The organism is Nocardia sp. PLKS1-43, assembly GCF_059510335.1.
On record NZ_JCAJZQ010000001.1, the window covers coordinates 1 to 20,439 of the forward strand.

General features: G+C 62.0%; 17 protein-coding genes and 1 pseudogene. 12 read left to right on the top strand and 6 right to left on the bottom strand.

The features are described 5' to 3' along the window. Positions 1–60 precede the first annotated feature (60 nt). Positions 61–860, top strand: a protein-coding gene (locus tag AC5WS7_RS00005) for an IS5 family transposase (protein ID WP_495952225.1) whose coding sequence is annotated in 2 segments (ribosomal slippage) — positions 61–391 and positions 391–860 — 801 coding nt in all. Because the reading frame shifts where the segments join, the coding sequence is not laid out codon by codon here. A gap of 5 nt (positions 861–865) precedes the next feature. Here AC5WS7_RS00005 and AC5WS7_RS00010 read toward each other — a convergent pair. From AC5WS7_RS00010 to AC5WS7_RS00025, 4 genes are all read right to left on the bottom strand, one after another. Beyond that, on the bottom strand, positions 866–2,491 hold the full coding sequence (locus AC5WS7_RS00010; RefSeq protein WP_495952226.1) for a benzoate-CoA ligase family protein: 1,626 nt from the start codon (positions 2,489–2,491) through the stop codon (positions 866–868). 75 nt (positions 2,492–2,566) lie between these two features. Next, positions 2,567–2,980, bottom strand: a complete 414-nt coding sequence (locus AC5WS7_RS00015) for an ester cyclase (RefSeq protein WP_495952227.1) — start codon at positions 2,978–2,980, stop codon at positions 2,567–2,569. A gap of 30 nt (positions 2,981–3,010) precedes the next feature. Next, positions 3,011–3,358, bottom strand: coding sequence for an EthD family reductase (locus AC5WS7_RS00020; protein ID WP_495952228.1), 348 nt, complete (start codon positions 3,356–3,358; stop codon positions 3,011–3,013). A gap of 147 nt (positions 3,359–3,505) precedes the next feature. Next, entirely contained in the window at positions 3,506–6,037 is a 2,532-nt protein-coding gene (locus tag AC5WS7_RS00025) for a flavin-containing monooxygenase (RefSeq protein ID WP_495952229.1), read from the bottom strand. Between the two features lie 50 nt (positions 6,038–6,087). On the opposite strand from AC5WS7_RS00025, the gene AC5WS7_RS00030 reads away from it, so the two are divergent. Beyond that, positions 6,088–7,401, top strand: coding sequence for a PucR family transcriptional regulator (locus tag AC5WS7_RS00030; protein ID WP_495952230.1), 1,314 nt, complete (start codon positions 6,088–6,090; stop codon positions 7,399–7,401). Between the two features lie 855 nt (positions 7,402–8,256). On the opposite strand, the gene AC5WS7_RS00035 is transcribed toward AC5WS7_RS00030, so the two are convergent. Next, entirely contained in the window at positions 8,257–9,120 is an 864-nt protein-coding gene (locus AC5WS7_RS00035; RefSeq protein ID WP_495953691.1) for a PaaX family transcriptional regulator, read from the bottom strand. A gap of 214 nt (positions 9,121–9,334) precedes the next feature. Between AC5WS7_RS00035 and AC5WS7_RS00040 the strand changes: the two genes are divergently transcribed. From AC5WS7_RS00040 to fdxA, 10 genes are all read left to right on the top strand, one after another. Then, positions 9,335–10,195 (top strand): amidohydrolase family protein, encoded by an 861-nt coding sequence (locus tag AC5WS7_RS00040; protein ID WP_495952231.1) that lies wholly within the window; start codon positions 9,335–9,337, stop codon positions 10,193–10,195. A 7-nt stretch (positions 10,196–10,202) separates the two neighbouring features. Beyond that, positions 10,203–11,060 carry a 3-hydroxyacyl-CoA dehydrogenase family protein gene (locus AC5WS7_RS00045; RefSeq protein WP_495953692.1) on the top strand — a complete coding sequence of 286 codons (858 nt, stop codon included), beginning with the start codon at positions 10,203–10,205 and terminating at the stop codon, positions 11,058–11,060. Beyond that, positions 11,057–11,821: an enoyl-CoA hydratase/isomerase family protein gene (locus tag AC5WS7_RS00050; protein ID WP_495952232.1), complete on the top strand. Its 765-nt coding sequence runs from the start codon at positions 11,057–11,059 to the stop codon at positions 11,819–11,821. Before AC5WS7_RS00045 ends, AC5WS7_RS00050 begins: the two co-directional genes overlap by 4 nt. Continuing rightward, positions 11,818–13,380, top strand: a complete 1,563-nt coding sequence (paaZ, locus tag AC5WS7_RS00055) for a phenylacetic acid degradation bifunctional protein PaaZ (RefSeq protein ID WP_495952233.1) — start codon at positions 11,818–11,820, stop codon at positions 13,378–13,380. The genes AC5WS7_RS00050 and paaZ overlap by 4 nt, the downstream gene beginning before the upstream one ends. Further along, positions 13,377–14,105: an SDR family NAD(P)-dependent oxidoreductase gene (locus tag AC5WS7_RS00060; RefSeq protein WP_495952234.1), complete on the top strand. Its 729-nt coding sequence runs from the start codon at positions 13,377–13,379 to the stop codon at positions 14,103–14,105. Before paaZ ends, AC5WS7_RS00060 begins: the two co-directional genes overlap by 4 nt. A gap of 103 nt (positions 14,106–14,208) precedes the next feature. Beyond that, on the top strand, positions 14,209–15,690 hold the full coding sequence (gene boxB / locus AC5WS7_RS00065) for a benzoyl-CoA 2,3-epoxidase subunit BoxB (protein ID WP_495952235.1): 1,482 nt from the start codon (positions 14,209–14,211) through the stop codon (positions 15,688–15,690). A 6-nt stretch (positions 15,691–15,696) separates the two neighbouring features. Beyond that, the gene (locus tag AC5WS7_RS00070; protein WP_495952236.1) at positions 15,697–16,632 is read left to right on the top strand and encodes an LLM class flavin-dependent oxidoreductase; all 936 of its coding nucleotides are present in this window, start codon (positions 15,697–15,699) and stop codon (positions 16,630–16,632) included. Between the two features lie 81 nt (positions 16,633–16,713). Then, positions 16,714–18,417, top strand: a complete 1,704-nt coding sequence (boxC, locus tag AC5WS7_RS00075; RefSeq protein WP_495952237.1) for a 2,3-epoxybenzoyl-CoA dihydrolase — start codon at positions 16,714–16,716, stop codon at positions 18,415–18,417. A 102-nt stretch (positions 18,418–18,519) separates the two neighbouring features. Next, positions 18,520–19,527 (top strand): NAD(P)/FAD-dependent oxidoreductase, encoded by a 1,008-nt coding sequence (locus tag AC5WS7_RS00080; protein WP_495952238.1) that lies wholly within the window; start codon positions 18,520–18,522, stop codon positions 19,525–19,527. 35 nt (positions 19,528–19,562) lie between these two features. Continuing rightward, positions 19,563–19,892, top strand: a complete 330-nt coding sequence (gene fdxA, locus AC5WS7_RS00085; protein WP_495952239.1) for a ferredoxin — start codon at positions 19,563–19,565, stop codon at positions 19,890–19,892. Positions 19,893–20,083: 191 nt separating this feature from the next. On the opposite strand, the pseudogene AC5WS7_RS00090 reads toward fdxA, so the two are convergent. After that, positions 20,084–20,212, bottom strand: a pseudogene (locus AC5WS7_RS00090) (riboflavin kinase); the annotation flags it as partial. Between the last annotated feature and the right edge of the window lie 227 nt (positions 20,213–20,439).

Genomic DNA, 20,439 nt, shown 5'->3' on the forward strand with positions numbered 1-20,439 from the left:
AGCTCCTAACGGGTTCAGTGGGGTGGCGGTGAGATACACTGTCGTGCAGGATATTTCGTCGTGGCAGCGCCCTGGGTTGTGGATGATGAGTTGTGGGCGGTTATCGAACCGCTACTACCGGTGAAACCGGCTGGAACGCCGGGCCCGACTCAGCACGACCCGCGGCTGGTGTTCCAGGGGATCTTGTTCGTGTTGTTCACCGGGATCGGGTGGGAGGACTTGCCCCAGGAACTCGGGTTCGGGTCTGGGATGACGTGTTGGCGCAGGTTGCGGGACTGGCAAGCCGCCGGAGTGTTCGAGGCGATGCACCAAGCGGTTCTGGACTGCAGCAACGCCGCCGGGTTGATCGACTTCGACCGGGTCATGATCGACGGCTCGCATGTGCGGGCCGAAAGGGGGGCGCCGCGACCGGACCGAGCCCGGTCGACCGTGCCAAAACCGGGTCCAAACACCACTTGCTGACCTGCGGCAGCGGGTTCCCGCTCGTTGTCGAGCTCTCCGCGGCCAACGTCAATGACCACCTGATGGTTGCGCCCGTGCTCGATCGGGTTCGTCCCCTGCGTGGACGGCCAGGGCCACCGCGCCGCCGGATCAAGAATCTGATCGGCGACAAGGGCTACGACTACCCCAGCGTGTACACCGAGCTGCGGCAACGGGGGATCACCGGCTACATCCCGCGCCGCGGAACTCGGGACAAGGTCACCGCCGGCCGCTGGATCGTGGAGCAGACCTTCGCCCTGCTCCACCAGTACCGGCGCCTGGCCATCCGATGGGAACGCCGCATCGACATCCACTACGGATTCCTGAATCTCGGTGCCGCACTGATCTGTTGGCGACGACTCAGCAACCGAACCCGATAGGGGCTCTAAACAACGTTGCCTGACGCGGCACTATTAGGCGCTGATTTCGGCGAGGTCAATGCATGAGCAACCTGCTCACGGAGCACATTTCGTCTGATCTTTCCGGTAGGTGTCTTCGGTAGTTCCTCCATTCGCAGAACGGCTCGAGGGCGTTTAAATGCCGCGAGGCCGTTTCGGCACCATGTTATTAGTGAGTCGGGGTCGATTTGACTGTCGAGCTTGGTAACGATGCACGCGACGGGCTTGTCGAGCCCGGACTCGTCCGGCGCACCCACAACCGCAGCCTCCACCACCTCTGGATGTTCCAGCAGACGCTCCTCAACCTCTGCCGGTGAGACCCAGATACCGCCTGCTTTGAGCATGTCGCCGGAACGGCCGAGACAGCTGTAGGTCCCGTCGTGGTTACGCACGTATGCATCGCCTGTGGACAGCCACTCGCCTTGGAATACTTGCCGCGTCGTGTCGGCACGACACCAGTACCCAGAAGCGAGGGAGGATCCCTTGATGTAGAGGGTTCCCGGTTCCCCGGCGGTTTCGATCAATTCCCCGGCATCGGTGCGCAACTGGATCTCGTATCCAGGTACGGGCACACCCGAGGAACCCGGCCGTACGTGTTCAGAACGATTGGACAGGAAGATGTGAAGAGCCTCGGTTGAGCCGATACCGTCGAGCACCTCGACCTCAAACCTGTCTCGGAACCGCTCGAACAGTACAGGCGGCAGTCCCTCCCCGGCGGAAATTCCCTGTCGCACACTTATGAAAGTGTCCTTCGGCAGGCTGCTGGCCAAAAGTGAGGCGTAGAAGGTCGGGACTCCGAAGAACAATGTGGGCATATGAGCCTGAACCCGCTCTTCAATAGCGTCGGGAGTTGGGCGGTCCCGCATTAGGATTGAGGTAGCTCCGACCGAGAATGGCAGGAAACATGAGTTACCTATACCATAGGCGAAGAACAGTTTGGCGACCGACAGGCACCGGTCTTCTGACGAAATCCCCAGTACTCCTTGCCCATAATTCGTGCCGATGTCTCTAATACTGCCATGACGGTGCATCGCCGCCTTCGGCATGCCTGTTGTTCCGGACGTGTACAGCCACAATGCCGGCGAATCGGGCCATGTGGCATAGCACTTCGATACTGGATTCGACGTGTTTAGGTAACTCCATTTCCGCACGGTTACCCCGGCCGGCGGCAACACATCGACATGTTTGTCGAACACGAGATCCGTAACTTCCTCCGCGTCGGCGGCTGCCCCGACCACAGCCGCTGCGAACTCGAAGGATGCACACAGAAGGCGAGCGCGAGAATCAACGAGGAGCTTGCCGAGTTCGGGTCCAGTAAGCATGGTAGAGACCGGGACCGGGACCGCGCCCATGTACATCGCTGCGAGAATCCCCGTTAGGAGTTCGACATCGTCTGCCATGCAGAATATGACACGTTCCTCCGGTCGAACCCCGAGGCGGAGCAGTCCGCCCGCAACTCGATGCACCTCGTCGGCGAGGTCGAGGTATGTCAAGGACCGTTCGGAAGCAACGACCGCTGTCAGATTGCCGCGCCCTTCCCTGACATGCCGATCTACTAAATAGTCGGTAGCGTTGAAAAGCTCGATCGGCGCAACCGCTGTGGCGGGATACACGATATTATTCCTCTTCTTACGAGTATTTACATAGTCGAAGGTATGATGTTGACATCAGGCAACGGATTACCCCTTCTAGACGTTGCTAATTTGCTGAATGAGAGCGTAGAAATCCGCAATAGACCAGCGCTCTACGATTTTTCCGGTGGCGTCGAAACGGTTTATATCCATCACTTCAAATTCGACGTTCCGGTAGCTCGGTTCAATGTCTAGAAACCGTCCGATGTGCTTTCCGTAAACTGTCATGTGTCGAACGGCCTTGTCGCCTTCAACGATCTCGTTCTCGTGAGACACGTGTATGTCTGCAAACGCTGATCGGAAGTAGGAAATAAAGTCCTTGACTCCCTGGGGGCCGGGACCGAGCGCTGGCCCGGACACGTGGTGCACAACATTGGGTGCCACCAAAGTATCGACGACGTCGAGCTCTCCGAGTACCATCGCTTTGTCGACGAACAACCGGTTGAGTTCCTTGAGGTTCTTAGATGTCATATTTTTCTTCCTCTTCACTCGTTACTGTTCTCAACTCGACTGATGCGATGCGTCATACTGCGGATTTGAACTTTGCAATATTGGTGTTATTGCAGTGAAGTTCGCGACGTCTGCCGCAAGAGTTGGGCCGGCAGCAGTCATGCCTGTCGTCATGGAATCGGCGTCGCTGAATTCCAGCCGTGTTATTGTCGTGTAGAGAGCAGCGAAATCCGGCGTAGCACCGTGAATGCCGCGGTCTATCGTCACGTTGAGCAGGCCGTACTTGCTGAAGAGTTGGCGGGCGAGTGGAATGTGATGGTGGAGGTAGTAATGCCAGTCGAAACCTGCTCCCTCATTGTGTGGGTACAGGATTGTCATTACGGCTTGCGAATTACTCACGAAAATCTCCGGGTGATCCGTGCGCGTCAACGTAGGTCGACGAAGAGTGGAGGAATAAGGCGATGGTGCGAGAGTCCTGCGTTCGGGGCACTCGAGCGCGAGGGAGGGTGTCGCGAGAACGACGCCCTCCGTACCCTACGAATCGATCTAATCTCGTTGGAATGTCGAAGCGAGGTAGGTTTGGATCAAGTCGAACATACTTTGAACGCTAGGTATTACGGCACTCATCGTGAACGATCCATGCATTAGACCCCGAAAGCATTGGTACTCAACTGGAACTCCGGCCGAAGCGAGGGCCTTGGCATATTGTTCGCCTTCGTCGCGGAGGATGTCGAGCTCACATGTGATCACCAGAGCTGGCGCAATGTTCTCGAGCATCTTGACGCGAAGTGGGGCGTTCACCTCAGAAACTTCGGCACCGTCAAGGTAGCTTTCCCAGAACCTGTCGCTGGCTGCGGAGGTCAAGAAGGGGCCGTGAGCGAACTCGGAGCGGGATGCGGTGGGAACCTCAGGGTCGGTTGTGGGATAGATGAGAACTTGTGCAGCGACAGGAATTCCCTCATCGCGTGCGCGAAGTGCGGCGAGAGTGACGAGGTTACCTCCGGCGCTCTCGCCCATCACCGCGATGCGCGTGGGATCGCCGCCGTAGCCTGCGATATGCTCATACGTCCACCGCAGCGCCGCAAATGTGTCATTGGGAGCGGCTGGGAACGGATGTTCTGGGGCCAATCGGTAGTCGACGGAAACGACGATAGCGCTATTCTCTGCGGCAAGCCGGCGACATGTTGGGTCGACGCTGTCAAGCGACCCCGAGATGAAGCCACCACCGTGACAGAAGAGCACTACTGGAAGATCGCCCTCGGCAGAGGGGACGTATACACGGACTCGTGGAGCATTGATGTTTTCCACTCGCATGTCGGGCCCCGGAAGCTGCATATGTGCACCGGCCTCGTTGCCGGTACGAATCTCCTCAAGCGTGGCGATTTCCATCGGCGGGACCCCACCGTTGAGCATCCCGGCAATGGCCATTGCGGCACCGGTATCGAGTCTGACCAGTGGCGAAAGTGCTGATTCTGCGCCATCGACCGACAATCCGGCATATCCGTTCTTCTGGACCTCGTTCATCACAGCTCGGTAGAAGGGGGAGCCGGCAACGAGGAGATAGGCGCTTTTTGGTTTGCCTGCGATGTTGCCGCCCATGTACCAGGATTTCTCAGCCTTCGCCATCAAGGTCATCGCGTACGCATCATTGACGAGCTTGGTCCACGCAGTCTGTGCCTCCGGCGTCGCATCAATTGCGCGGGAGCCGCGAGCCTGCATCGTCTGGATGATGTCGGCGACGTAGTCAACCTGATCCTCGATAATCAAGGGAGTGTTGGTCTGAGAGACCACGCTCAGCGGGCCGCTCACGGTGAAAAAGTTCGGGTAACCTGCAACGTGAAGGCCGAGATAATTTTTCGGCCCGTCGGCCCACGTATCTTTGAGGGTCACGCCATACCGACCGGTGGTTGGGATCGCTAACGAGGGGCCGGTGAAGGCATCGAATCCGGTCGCCAGAATGATCATGTCGAAGTCGTACGACCCCTGGCTTGTCCGGATCCCCGTAGCTGTGATCTCTTCGATCGGTGCAGCGCTGACGTCGACAAGGTTCACATGAGGCAGATTGAACGCCTCGTAGTACGAAATCTCGAAGGGTGGTCGTTTGGTCCCGTAGGGGTGGTCGTAAGGGCACAGCATTTCCGCTGTAGCTGAGTCTTTGACTCGTTCACGGATCTTGTCGCGAATGAATGTGGAGACGGCGTCGTTCGCGTCTTGGTTTAGGACGAGGTCTGCAAAAGTCGAGGTCAGGAACCTGAAGCCTCCGTGCTGCCACTCCCTCTCGAAGATTCGGTTCCGTTCCTCCGCATCGACCATCAGTGCCGAAGGAGCTGGTCGATCGTAGGGCAAATCTCCGGGACGCACCCGTGATTCGCCTCGGATCTCGGTCCAGTTTTGCGCGTTCCAGCGCTGCTGTTCGGGCTCCAGCGGCGCATTGCCCAGTGGAACTGCATAGTTGGGCGTGCGCTGGAACACCGTGAGCTGACCGGTCTTGTCTGCGATCTCCTGAATGACCTGGATTCCGGTGGAGCCGGTCCCTACCACCGCAACGCGCTTTCCGGCGAAGTCGACCGGGTGATCAGGCCAGCTGCTCGTCCAATAGAGCTCGCCCTTGAAGCTGTCGATTCCCGTGAACTCCGGGCGCTTCGGTAGGGACAAAACACCCACACCCGAGATCACAAATCGCGCAGTACACTCGACGCCATCGGCAGTGGCGACCGTCCAAAGTGCCGACGCCTCGTCCCAGCTCAAGGATGTCACCTTGGTGTTCAGCTGGAACGATCGCCGCAGGTCCAGCTTGTCCGCTACCCATTCGAGATATGCGAGGATTTCCGGCTGACGCGCGTACTTCTCGCTCCAGAGCCATTCACGTTGGAGCTCGTCCGAGAACGAATAGCTGTAGTGAACGGATTCGACGTCACAACGAGCTCCCGGATACCGGTTCCACCACCAGGTCCCACCGAGACCGCCGGCAGCCTCAAATCCTTTCACCGACAGCCCGAGCTGATCGCGGAACTTGTGAATAGCGTACAGTCCGGAAAAGCCGCCACCTATGATCACTACGTCGTAATCAGATGCCATCCCAATACCTCCTTGAAGGGTGCTACCCGCAAAAGGCTAAGGTTGACGGCGTGATCGAAACCACGTTCAATCGGTCAAAGCTGCGGGATTCTTTTGACCGTTTGGCGAACATCAGTCACACTGTGAGAGTGTCCGAAGTTGGAACAAGTCTCGAGGCGAGGGGCATGGACGGCGTGTGCGACGTGGTTGCCCTGCTTCTGCCAAAGTCTCTTGCTCTGGCCGACGAGTTGGCGTCCTATGCCATCGAACGCATGCCCGAACTGGGTCGGCTCGGGCTGCAGGATCTGGTTGTCGCCAACTGTCGAGCGCACATGACATCGTTTCTCGACTACCTTGCGCGCGGCGTGCCGGTCGAGAACGTGGCTTTGTCGCAGGAGATCGTCATCAACGCGCAAGCGATGGCGCGCACCGGGCTGTCTCTCGATTCGCTTCTGCGCGGACACCGGGTGGTGGCTGCCCGTTTTGTCGAGTTGTGGGCCGACGCAGTTGCTGAGCGGCAGGAGGCCGACAGCGCTGCAGCTGTGGAGTTGGTCAAGCGGGGAACGACCTACTCCTTGGACTGGCTGGACGTGATCAGCAGACTGCTGTCGAATCTTTACACCAGCGAAATGGAGCGGCTCAGCCAAGAACGTTCTCATGTGCGATTGGAAGAGATCCGCCGTGTGTTGCGCGGTGAGGACATCACAGCCGAGGCAGCCAGTCGGCGTCTGGGCTACCGCATGACAGGCGGTCATTTGGGCATCGTTCTTCGAGATTGCTCGGAGTTGCCTGTCAGCGGCTCCGCCCTTGATTCCGCCTTGCGGCATGTGTGTAATGAGCTCGGCATTACGGAGCGGCTAGGCGTCCATGTGGACGGGCGTACCATGTGGTGTTGGTTACGCTGGCCCAGGTCGAAGGCTTTTTCGGCGCCGCGCCCTCCGGGGCCTGTGCTGATCGCTGCCGGTCGGCCGGCCGAGAACCAGAGCGGGTTTCGGAGCACTCATCAGCAAGCGCTTGATGCGTTACGGATCGCAGAACTGGCTGGCCGACCAGCGGGTTCAGTCACCTACTATGACGACGTGGATGTCGCGACAATCTGCACCGCTGATGTCGACCGCGCGCGTGCATTTGTCAATGCAGAGTTGCGAACACTTGCAGAGGACGACGAGACCAACATCCGCACCCGCGAGACCCTCGCCGCGTTCTTCACCTCGAACAGCAACTATCGCGCGACTGCTGCTCACCTCGGCGTTCATCACAACACGATTCGCTATCGTCTCCAGCAGGCCGAACGCGCGCTTGGTCGCCCAGTTCACGAGCGACGGCTGGCCCTTGAACTCGCTCTGCATCTGAACGAGTTCATCGGTCCGACAGATCGGGAATAGCCAGCTGTCTTTCGCTCAGGTTCGATCTGGACTGCTTCCTCAGGTCAGGATGATTCTGACCGAATGGCGCAGCAATGCCCATCTTCGCCCACTGGGCCGCATCTGCCTATTGTGCCTCCGGTGGTTGGGTTCCGGTGGTGTCAGACGCTAGCTGTCCAACCCAGTCCCGGTTGGGACGAGATGATCTCAGCGTCAGGGTGTCGCCCAAAATGGGCCTCGACCTCGCTGTGCAGGGCTTTCACCTGCGCGCTGAGGGTGACCAGCACCGCGATCGTGGCCCAGGTTTCCACCGTGTATGCGGCGGTGATCACTGGGGCCCGGTCCAGCTGCTCACCACGCAGGACCGTCCAGATCGCCGCGGCTCTCGCGGCGGCCGGCCCGTTTCAGGGCGGCTTTGATCTGGTTGATCGACAGGCGAGCCGCTGTTTGCGGGTCGGGTGCCGTGCCGAGCAGTTTCAGCGCGTCGGGAGCATCGAGGTCCTTGAGCGCCTCGACCGCGGCCCGGAAGTACTCCCGCTGAGCGTGTTTGAGCCGTTGAGTATGACGGGTGCGTTCTCAGATCATCGTCTTGTGCATACGGGCGACGCCCCTCACTGCTTGCGCGTCGCCGCTGTCACCGGCGACGACTCCCCGTTCGTCGTTGTCGGACAACCGGTTCCGGCAGCGCGGGAGAATATCGGCGACCTGATGAATCAGTACTCCACTCGGCCGACGACGTCCTATCAGCGATCTTGCGGGGCACCATCTCAGATCAGGACTCGAAGTCCAGGCGTCATTCGTGCTCACCCGCCGGTCACTACTGCTAGTGCGTCTGCCTGATCCGTCGATCACCTGGACCCGCTACAACTTATTAGGCTACGTCGATGTTCGGGACTGTAGCTGGGACCAGTAGCTTTGGGCTGGTCCATGCCACCTCTCGTGAAAGCGGTGGAAAAGTTCCGCCGCCTGCGGGCCCGGCCAATCGTGATCCAGCAACTCGCGCGGAAGTGCGGGATCTACGAACGGGAATCGCCGCCATGCCTGCACCAGTCGCATCTGCGCGACGAATGCATCGTCGGGTGTCTGCACGGTCATTTTGGCGAAAGTGTGCATGAATTCTGCGTATCGCTGTTCGACGTCGTCGAGCTCCCATGCGTCGGCGATCAACCGGTCGGGATCGCCGATCGATGTGAGCCGTCCAGTCCAAGCGAAGGCCCGATCAGTGAGAGCCAATTCATCGACGACCGCAGAGACCTCGGTGACCTTGGCGACATCGGGCACGATCCAGATTCCGGAGCTGGGCGACCCCATGCCGAGCCATGTCAATCTGGTACGCAGCTTGTGTCGAAGTTGGCGTTGCGTTTCCGGTATCGCGACCCACAGCACGAGCCAGTTGCCGTCCCAGGTCGGAGCGTCTCGTAGAAAGGTGTAGATACGGTGCGTGCCCTCGGCGAGCAGCCGAGTCCCCGGCTGAGTGATGTGCCAGCAGACCCGGCGGCCGGACTTCTCGGACTGCAGTACCCCATCGGCTGCTGAGCGCGAGATCGCTTGGCGGGCAGACTTCTCCTCGATGCCGAGTGTGGCGAGTGCTGAGACCAGTGTGGCGGTCCAGACCGGCACGCCCCGTGGATGCACGAACTCGCCGAGCAGTGTCAGCAACAGACTTCGTGCGCTCGCCGACCCCACTTCACGGCGGCGCGTCCCCGCGGTCAGGACGTCCTCCTCGTCGAAGCGTGGCATCGCCGTCACTTGCTTCACCCTTTCGGTCCGATCGTCATGCCGCAGTCTGTCTGCCACGCCATCGATTCAAGTTACTCGATCGAAAACGAGTTCTCAGTGGGTGAGGTGCGGACACTGTCGGACGCGGACCGAATGTAATGCTACATGTAGTTGATGAATCGCAACAGATATGTAGAGTGTCTGGAGTGGAAGATGTCGACGAAGGACGATTCACGTGATCAACGATCGGATGGTCATCGATGCACATGTGCACGCCCCTGTGCTGAGCAGCTTGCGGGCTGCTTGGCTGACGTGGGCTGATGAGTTCTCGCGTGATCACGCGTGGCGGAACGCCTATCGCAGCGACAGGCCGGATGCCGAGGCGCTGGATGCGTTGCTGGATGGGGAGGGTGTGGATCATGCCCTGCTGTTTTGCGAATACAGCCCGCGAGCCACCGGTATCCAGGCGATCGAGGACGTCGTTCCCCTCGTGCAGACGAAACCCGAGCGGTTCAGCCTCGTCGCAAACCTTAATCCGCACATCCACTTTCCGCTGTTGCGAGAGTTGCAACGACAGCTGGATCTTGGCGCCGTCGCCCTGAAACTGCACCCAGTGCATGGGCGCTTCGATCCGGGGGACAAGGAGTTGTATCCGGTGTACACACGGTGCAGCGATCTCGGTATCCCGGTGATCTTCCATTCGGGAACGTCCAGCTTCCCGGGATCGCAGACCAGCTGCGGCAATCCGGAGTTGCTACTGGACGCGATCGACTACTTCACGGACCTGCAGTTCGTCTTCGCTCACGGTGGACGCGGCTGGTGGTACGACGCCGCTGCCTTCCTGGCGCAGACCAAACCGAATGTGTGGCTGGACCTGGCGGGGCTGCCGCCGAAGAAATTGCCCGAGTACTACCGCCGATTCGATTTGGCTCGAATCGCGCGAAAGATGATTTTCGGCACCGACTGGCCAGGGGTACCGGGTGTGCGCCGCAACGTCGAGGCTCTGATGGACCTCGGGTTGCCCGAGGAAACTCTCACCGGGGTGCTCTCGGGTAATGCCCGCCGAGTCTTCCCCCATCTCCCTTCGAATCTCTGAGGATGTCATGAGTCGATCAGTATCGAACGTCGGTGTCATCGGCGGTGGCACCATGGGCGTCGGAATCGCCTATGTTTTCGCGCAATCCGGGTGCGAGGTCACCATCGCCGAGCCGGATGCGGCCCGCGCCGCGGCGGCACTGAAGACTATCGGTGCCCGTGCAGACCGACTTCGCGAAACGGGACGCTTGTCCGCAGACCGCGCCGCGCACGTCGGATCAGCCGTGCACACGGTCGAAAGTGTGGCGGAATTGCCGCTCGACCTCGACGCGATCGTGGAAGCCGTCCCCGAAGACCTCGGGTTGAAACATGCCGTGCTCGCCGCTGCAGAGGACCGGACGCCGGTGATGCTTGCCACCAACACGAGCGCCTTGAGCATCTCGGCGTTGGCGAAGCCGCTGCGCCGGCCGGAGAGCCTGGTCGGTCTGCATTTCTTCAACCCGGTCTGGTCGATGCCGCTGCTGGAGATCGTGCGTGGCCCGGCAACAGCCGAACCCATCGTCGAGGACGCGCTCGCCATCGGGGCACTGATCGAGAAGGAGACGATCGTCGTTCGCGACGTTCCCGGCTTCGCCACGAGCCGCCTCGGTGTAGCGCTGGGGCTGGAGGCCATCCGCATGCTCGAAGACGAGGTCGCTACCGCTGAAGATATCGACCGCGCAATGGTTTTGGGTTATCGCCACCCTATGGGCCCGTTGCGCCTCACCGACCTCGTCGGACTGGATGTAAGGCTGCACATCGCACGTCAACTCTCGCGGACGCTCGGGCCCCGGTACGACCCGCCGCGGCTGCTGGAGGAGAAGGTCCGAGCGGGGGAGCTCGGTAAGAAGGCCGGACGGGGATTTTTCGAGTGGAGCGACCGGTGAGCGCCGGAAGCAGTCTGCGTATCACCGAGACCGACGGCGTCGTCGAAATCACCCTCGATCGGCCCGCGGAGCGCAATGCGATCGACGCCGACATGGTTGGTGAGCTCCACGGTGTGTGCGCAGACCTGGAACGACGCCCGCGCCCGGCCATCATCACCGGTGGCGCCGACGGCATATTCGCCGGCGGCGCCGATATCGCACAATTGCGTGAGCGAGGCCGCGCCGACGCTCTGGCAGGTATCAACGTCACGCTGTTCAACCGAATCCGAGCCCTGCCCATGCCGACCATTGCCGCGGTAGACGGCTACGCGCTGGGTGGGGGCGCCGAACTCAGCTACGCCTGCGATTTACGGATTGTCACTTCCCGGACGGTCTTCGGGCAGCCTGAGCCGCAACTGGGAATCATCGCCGGCGCTGGTGCCACCTACCGGCTGGTTCGGCTGGTCGGTGAGAGTGTCGCCAAACAAGTACTGCTCGGCAGCGTGCGAATCACCGCGCAACGTGCCGTCGACCTCGGGCTCGCGATCGACGTTGTCGAACCCCCACAGCTGTTGGCCAGGGCTCGTGAACTCGCCGCGACCATGCTGCGCAGTTCGGCGATCGCGCTGCGGATGACGAAGCTGGCCGTCGACTGCGGACCCGATGCGCACCCGCAGATCGAGCTGGCGATCCAGGCGTTGCTCTTCGAAGACGACGAAAAGTACCAGCGGATGGACACATTTCTCCACCGGAAGAAGGCCACTGGAAGGACTGCACCATGACCGATATTCTGAACAGTTACGTCGGCGGTCGATGGGTAACTCCGGACGACGATGGTCGCCCGTTGTTCGATGCGGCCACCAACCAGGCGGTCGCACGCATTTCCGGTAAGGCGCTCGACTATGCGGTCGTGCTCGACCATGCTCGCAACGTCGGCGGGCCGGCGTTGCGGGAACTGACATTCCGGCAACGAGCGGCGGTCCTGAAGGCGTTGGGCAAATATCTGTCGGCGCGGATCCCGGACTTCACCGAGGTGTCGTTCCACACCGGCGCGACGCGGCGGGATGCCGCCGTCGACATCGACGGTGGCATCGGCGCGCTGTTCGTCTACGGCAGCAAGGGCGCCAAAGAGCTGCCCGACGCGACCATCCTGCGTGACGGGGAGTTCGAATCCCTGGGTAAGACAGGGACTTTCGGAGTTCAGCACATCGCAACGCCACTGCAGGGTGCCAATGTGCAGATCAACGCGTTCAACTTTCCCGTGTGGGGGATGCTCGAAAAGTTCGCGCCCTCGTTTCTTGCCGGCGTTCCCAGCGTCGTGAAACCGGCGAGCCAGACGGCCTACCTCACCGAGAAGGTCGTTCGCGACATCGTCTCGTCGGGGTTGCTTCCCGAGGGCGCGCTGCAATTGGTGTGCGCGCCGCCCGATGGTCTTCTCGACCTGCTGGGCGGACAGGATCTGCTGTCGGTCACCGGTTCTCACACGACGGCGACACAGTTGCGCCGTCATCCTGTCGTCGCCTCGAAAGCGGTCCGGTTCACCGCCGAGGCGGACTCGCTCAACAGCAGCGTTCTGGGCCCGGACGTCGGCCCGGACAGCCCGGAATTCGACCTCTTCGTTCGCGGCCTGGTCACCGAAATGACACAGAAGACCGGTCAGAAATGTACGGCGATCCGCCGGGCTTTCGTTCCGCGCGCTGTGGCGGATGACGTGGAAGCCGCAGTGGCAGAGCGGCTGTCGAGGGTGACGGTGGGCGATCCCCGTGACGACAGCGTTCGGATGGGACCGTTGGTCGGGCAAGGACAACGTGACGATGTTCGTGACGCGGCGAAGAAACTGGCTCGGGCCGGGCGGGTCACCTTCGGCAGTATCGAGACGGTGCCGGAGAATTTCTCTGCCACAGCGGATTTCGACAACGGTGCGTACATTTCGCCGCTGTTGTTGCGGTTCGAGGATCCCGCAACGAGCGAGCCGCACACGATCGAGGCCTTCGGGCCGGTGAGCTCACTGTTGCCGTACGACAGTCTGGACGAGGCGCTCGCGCTCGTGGCTCGGGGTGAAGGGAGCCTCGCGGCGTCGATCGTGACCGCGGACTCCGACATTGCGCGCAAGGCGGTGATCGCCGCAGCGCCGTGGCACGGACGGCTGCTCGTGCTGGACGCGGACAGCGCCGGCGAGAGCACCGGACACGGAGCGGCGGTTCCTCACGCCGTCCATGGTGGTCCCGGACGTGCCGGCGGCGGCGAGGAATTGGCGGGACTGCGTACCCTGACCCACTTCATGCAGCGTACGGCGGTTCAGGGCGGCCCCGCCTTCCTCAACTCGCTGGGCATCGCATGACCACCCGTCCATCGGCCGTGGTGCTCGGCGGCGGTGGCGGCATCGGTGCGTCGGTGGCTTCCGCCCTCGCCGGTTCCCATGCGGTGGTGGTCGGTTACCACCGAAACGCCGCACGCGCCCGGACGGTGGTAGACGGAATCGCCGGAGCGGGCGGAACGGCCGTGGCTTGTGGCGCCGACGTGACCACCAGCGCTGGCGTCGACGAAGCCCTGACCACCGCTGAAGATCTCGGGACGCTACGCACCGTGGTGCATTGTGTCGGCGCCTGGGACTACACGCGGGTAACCGACCTGACCGAAGCGGTCATCGACCGCGACTACACGATCAACCTCCGATCAGCCCTGCTGATCCTTGCCGCCGCCGCGAATCGGGTTGCCGACCGCGGACGTGTCGTGCTGCTCTCCAGTGCCGCGGCGTATCTGGCGCCTCCTCGTCAGGCGTCGTATGTCGCGATGAAAGCAGGCCTCGAAGGTGCTGCGCGAGTAGTGGCCAAGGAACTGGGCCGACGCTCGATCACCGTCAATATCGTGAGACCCGGGGCGACCGATACCGAAACTCTTCGATCCTCTACGGATCCTCGTGCGATCGAAGCGATGTCCAAGTCCAATGCGGCGCGTCGCCTCGGTACTCCGGAGGATATCGCGCGGGTTGTCGGATGGCTGACTTCGCAAGAGGCGCAATGGGTGACCGGTGCCACCGTTGATGCGACCGGTGGACTGTGGTGACGGATCGGCACCGGACACGCCAGTTAACGTTCTACATCTATGTAGACGAATCGTCATTTTCTTGTAGAATAAATTCAAGCCACTCAGAGCACAGGAGGCGACCATGACCGTTGAACAGGAGCGCACCGGCGCCGCGCCGAGGCCGACCGGTCCGCTCAGCACGATCGACTACAGCCAGCGCATTCCGAACAATGTCAACCTCTCCGAGGACCGTCGCCTGCAGCGGGCCCTCGAGAGCTGGCAGCCGAAGTTCCTGGACTGGTGGAAGACACTGGGCCCGGCGCTGCCGACCAAGGATGTGTATCTGCGCACAGCCGTCGCGGTCGGCCGCGATGGCTGGGCTCATTTCGACCATGTGCCGATGGAGGAGTACCGCTGGGGAATCTTCCTCGCCGAGCGCGATCCGGATCGGAAGATCGCTTTCGGTAAGCACAAGGGCCAGCCCGCGTGGCAGGAAGTGCCGGGTGAATACCGCGCGGAGTTGATGCGGCTCATCACCGTTCAGGGCGACACCGAACCCGCATCGGTGGAGCAGCAGCGAGTGCTGGGCAACTCCGCGCCGAGCCTCTACGATTTGCGCAACCTCTTCCAGGTCAACGTGGAAGAAGGCCGGCATCTGTGGGCGATGGTGTACCTGCTGCAGGCCTATTTCGGCCGCGAGGGACGCGAGGAAGCCGAGCAACTGCTCAAACGCAACTCCGGAGACCTGGACTCCCCGCGGATCCTCGGTGCGTTCAACGAGGAGACCACGGACTGGCTGCAGTTCTTCATGTTCACCTACTTCACCGACCGGGACGGCAAGTATCAGCTCGGCACCTTGAAGGAGTCCGCGTTCGATCCGCTGGCTCGCACCTGCGAGTTCATGTTGAAGGAGGAAGCGCACCACATGTTCGTCGGCACCACCGGTGTGCAACGAACGGTGGAGCGCACCGCCGAGTTGATGGTCGAGCACAAGACGGCGGATATCTTCCCGCACGGTGCCATCCCGCTGGCGGTCATCCAGAAGTACCTCAACTTCCAATTCTCGGTGTCGATGGATCTTTTCGGATCCGAGCAGTCCACCAACGCGGCCGCCTACTACACCGGTGGCCTGAAGGGCCGGTGGCAGGAAACCCGCCGTAAGGACGACCACGAACTCACCGATGCCGCCTACCTCGTGCGGACGGTACGCGATGGCGCGATCGTCGAAGACGAGGTGCCGGCGCTGACCGCGCTCAATCTCGACCTTCGTGACGAGTACGTCGCCGACTGCGAGAACGGGGTGCGCCGCTGGAACCAGGCGCTCGAAGACGCGGGTCTCACCGAGCGTCTCGTCCTGCCGCACGAGGGATTCAACCGGCAGGTCGGTACCTACGCCGGGCATTTCATCTCGCCTACCGGCGAGGTCCTGACGGAATCGGAGTGGAAGGAAAATGTCGGGAGCTGGCTGCCGACCGCCGAGGATCGGTCGCGAGTCGCCGAGCTGATGGTGCCCCAATACCAGCCAGGTGAGTTCGCCAGCTGGATCGCGCCGCCCAAGTCCGGAATCAACGATATGCCGGTGGAATTCGATTACGTCCACCTGCGCGACGAAGCTCTCGCGTAGCGTTCCATGAAGGTTTTCGTCACGCTGGGCCCGGACCAGCAATCGGTGGCCGTCGAAGCCGCGGCCGCCGAGGCTGTCGGGTTCGACGGCGTCAGTACGGGGGAGCACCTGTTCTTCCACGGCGGGATGCCGAACGCGTTCGTGCTTCTCGCCGCGGCGGCCGGAGCGACCACCCGAGTGAGGCTGCTGTCCTCTCTGACCGTACTGCCGCTGTATCCGGCCGCGCTCGCCGCCAAACTCGCCACCAGCCTCGACCAGGTTTCCGGCGGGCGGTTCGACATGGGTGTGGGAGTCGGGGGCGAGTATCCGAAGGAATTCATCGCCGCGGGTGTTCCTGTGAACGAACGCGGGCGCCGCACTGATGAGGCGCTCGACGTTCTCACCCGGCTGTGGTCGGGAGAGGTCGCCGATATCCAGGGTGCTTACACCACGATCCCCGGACTGCGGATGCAGCCACCGCCGATTCAGCCCGGCGGACCGCCTATCTGGATCGGCGGGCGGCGCGAGGCCGCTATTCGCCGAGCCGGTAGATACGCCGACGTGTGGTTCCCCTACATGTACAGCCCGGAACAGTTCGCGGACTCGCTGGCTCGAGTCCGCGAAGCGGCCGAGCGGAGCGGCCGCGATCCCGCGGCAATTCGCGGAGCCATCCATTGCTGGGGCGGCGTCGACGAGGACCCGGCCCGCTCGAGAACCGAGGTGATCGACGCGGTGAGCGCGACATACCAGCAGGACTTCACCAGCCTCGCCGACCGTTACCTGCTGCACGGAACTCCGGAACAGGTGCGGTCCAGGATCGCTGACTATCGAGATGCCGGAGCCAGTGACATCGTCTTCTGCCCGGTCGGTGAGGGGGCGCGTCGCCGCCGCATCGTCGAGTTGTTCGCCGCCGAGGTCCTCCCGTCCTTCCGTGGGTTCGAATACTCTACAAACCTTTTGTGATTCGTGATTATTTATTAGCATGATGGACATGCGAGCGGAGACCTTGTCAGGGTCCGCCGAGACTTCGAGAGGTATCTAACAATGACTGTGACCGACATGCCTGGCGCAGGAGCCGCGAGTGACGTCCCGGTCGTCGATTTCGAGACCGACCCAACCCGCTACCGTCACTGGAGGCTCGATTTCGACGGTTCGGTCGCGACGCTCACGCTCGCAGTCGACCCGCAGGGCGGGCTGGTAGCCGGCTACGAATTGAAACTGAACTCTTACGACCTGGGCGTCGACATCGAGCTCTACGACGCCGTGCAGCGGCTCCGATTCGAGCACCCGGAGGTCAAGGCCGTCATTATCACCGGCGGCCTGGATCGGATGTTCTGCGCGGGCGCCAACATTCGAATGCTGGCGCAGTCCGCGCACGCATGGAAGGTGAACTTCTGCAAGTTCACCAATGAAACGCGCAACGGCATCGAGGACGCGTCCGAGCATTCCGGGCAGACGTACATCGCCGCGGTCAACGGCACCTCGGCCGGTGGTGGGTACGAGCTCGCCGCCGCGTGCGACCAGATCGTGCTCATCGACGACGGTTCCTCGGCGGTTTCGCTGCCTGAGGTACCGCTGCTCGGCGTACTTCCCGGAACGGGTGGCCTCACCCGTGTCGTCGACAAGCGCAAGGTTCGCAAGGACCGTGCGGATGTGTTCGCCACCAAATCCGAGGGCGTGCGAGGAGCCACCGCCGTCGAATGGGGACTGGTCGACGAGACGGTGCAGCGCGCTCGATTCGACGAGCGTGTGCGGGCTCGTGCGGACGCGGTCGCAGCCACCTCGCGTCGGCCGGACGACGCGCAGGGCATCCGCCTGACTCCGCTTCATCGCACCGACGAGGGTGACAGCATCGGGTATCGGCATGTCCATGCCAAGCTGCTGCGGGACGAGCGTCGGGTCGAGATCACTGTCCAAGGCCCCACGTCAGCGCCTCCGAAAGACGTCGAGGCCGTTATCGCGCAGGGAGCGGACTACTGGCCGCTCGCCCTCACCCGTCAGCTCGACGACCTCATTCTGCGGCTGCGCACCAACGAGCCGGATCTGGGCACCTGGGTATTCCGGGTGGTCGGAGATCCCGAACTCGTCCGCGCCTACGACAAGCAGTTGCAGGACGAAAGCGACAACTGGTTCGTCAACGAGGTCCGGCTCTACTACAAGCGCACACTCAAGCGGCTCGACGTCACGAGCCGGAGCCTGTTCGCCGTCATCGAGCCTGGCAGCGCTTTCGTCGGCCTGCTTCTCGAGCTGGCCCTGGCAGGCGACCGCCAGTACATGCTGGACGGTGTCTTCCAGGACGTCGATCCCGATGCGAATCCGGCAGCGATCGAACTCACCGAGTCGAATTTCGGTGCCTATCCAATGGGAAACGGGCTCAGCCGGCTGGAATCTCGTTTCTACGGTCACCCGGAGCAACTGGAGGACGTGCGGGCGCACCTCGGAGAGTCGTTGATTGCCGCCGACGCCGACCGGCTCGGCTTGATCACCACCGCTCTCGACGATATCGACTTCGCTGAGGAACTGCGGATTGCGCTCGAGGAACGTGCATCGCTGTCGCCTGACTCGCTGACCGGTATGGAAGCCAACCACCGGTTCGTCGGCCCGGAAAGTCTCGAAACGAAGATCTTCGGGCGGCTGACCGCCTGGCAGAACTGGATCTTCATCCGCCCCAATGCCGCCGGGCCGGATGGCGCTCTGCGTCGATACGGCAGCGGGCAACGGGCGAGTTTCGACATGAAGCGAGTCTGACCGACTCGACTTGGGGAGACCGCCGCCGCGCACCTTCATCGACCCGTTCCACGGCGGCGGCGCACCCGCCTTCCCTGTATCAAACGAATCGGAGCATCCATCATGACCACGTACTCCGTGGACCTACTCATCGTCGGCGCAGGACCCGTCGGCCTGTACGGCGCGTACTACGCGGGAGTGCGCGGGCTGAAGACGGCCGTGATCGACTCGTTGTCGCAACTCGGCGGTCAGATCACCGCCATGTATCCGGAGAAGCAGATCTACGACGTGGCCGGCTACGCGGCGGTCAAGGGACGCGACTTGGTCTCCGAGCTCGTCGAACAAGCGGCCACCGCGGATCCGCTGTACATCCTCGGCCAGGAAGCGCAACAACTCCGGACCGACGACGCGGGGCGGCACCATGTTCGCACCAGCGACGGAGACGAAATCGACTGCGGCGCCATCGTGATCACCGCGGGAATCGGAACTTTCACGCCGCGGAAGTTGCCTGCCGGAGAAGAGTTCCTGGGCAACGGCCTCGAATATTTCGTACCAGATCCGGCTCCATACACGGACACCGATGTCGTGGTCGTGGGTGGGGGGGACTCCGCGCTCGACTGGGCGTTGATGCTCGAGAAGGTGGCCAAGTCGGTCACAATCATCCACCGCCGCAAGGTCTTTCGCGCTCATGCGGCCACGGTGTCGCAGGTCGAGCAATCTGCTGTCGCACTGGTCACCGATGCGGAAGTGAACGCATTGGTCGGCAACGGCGATATCACTCATGCCGAGGTCGCTGTCAAAGGCAGTGACGAACTCCTCCGACTTCCGTGCCAGCGCGTTGTTGCCGCGCTGGGCTTCATGGCCAACCTCGGTCCCTTGCGGGAGTGGGGGCTGGAACTGCACGACAACCGTCACATCGTGGTCGATTCGGCGATGCGCACCGGGGTGCCGGGCGTGTACGCGGCGGGCGACGTCGTCGACTACGACGGCAAAGTTCGACTGATCGCCGTCGGATTCGGTGAAGTGGCGACTGCGGTGAACAACGCCGCTGTCCACATCGACCCCCACCAGCAGCTATTCCCGGGCCACTCGACCGACCAGCTGCCGACACCGGTGGCCGCGTCGGCCTGAGGACACGAATTTTCACGCACGCGAAGGAGAAAGCAATGCCCTATGTGATTGCAGGGCCGTGTATTGACGTGATGGACAAGTCTTGCATCGAGGAATGTCCTGTCGACTGTATCTACGAAGGTGAGCGGAAGCTCTACATCAATCCGAAGGAGTGCATCGACTGCGGTGCCTGTGAGCCCGTCTGTCCTGTCGAGGCAATCAGCCAGGACCGGCGAGTCGACGCAGACAACGCGGTGTTCGTCGATGACAACCGCCGATTCTTCACCGAGCGGCTGCCTGGTCATGACGAACCATTGGGTGCCCCGGGGGGAGCACAAAAGATCGGCCCTGTCGGCGCCGATACGTCGATGGTCTCGCAGCGGTGACATGTTTCAAGGCGTCTCAACCAGTTATCCTGTGAGTCGCTGCGCGGCAATTCGGAGTCGATAGCTGCAGCTCACAGGCCCATGATCCCGGCTGGCGAACTCCATACTCTACGTTGTTAACCCTCGGGCAACCGGTCTCCTCGAGATGCGACTTGTCAATCCGGCTGATTGCGAAGCCCGGTCAGTACGCATCAAGTGATCGACTGTCGTCGGCCAGCGTCGGGTACGCGCAAGCAGGGATGTAGCTCCGCCTGGGGATCGAGTTCCAAGCTGGCTGTCGGGAAACTCAGTTCGCGACCTCGTCGGTCGCCACGAACGACACGGCCTCGTACGACTCGAACATCGGGCTGTTCTGTGGCGTCCGCCGGGGCATTCCCGGCGGGTCTCGTTAGGACAGCAGACGACTATGCCGAATGGGCCTGCCAGGATCGGGCATAACGGAATTCTCCTCATTGGTGGTCGTGTCGGCAATCTGCGACAGGGACGCAGAGCTGCGGACGGCATCGAAGCTATCTCCATGTGCTGGGCCCGGACCACGTGGTCCGGG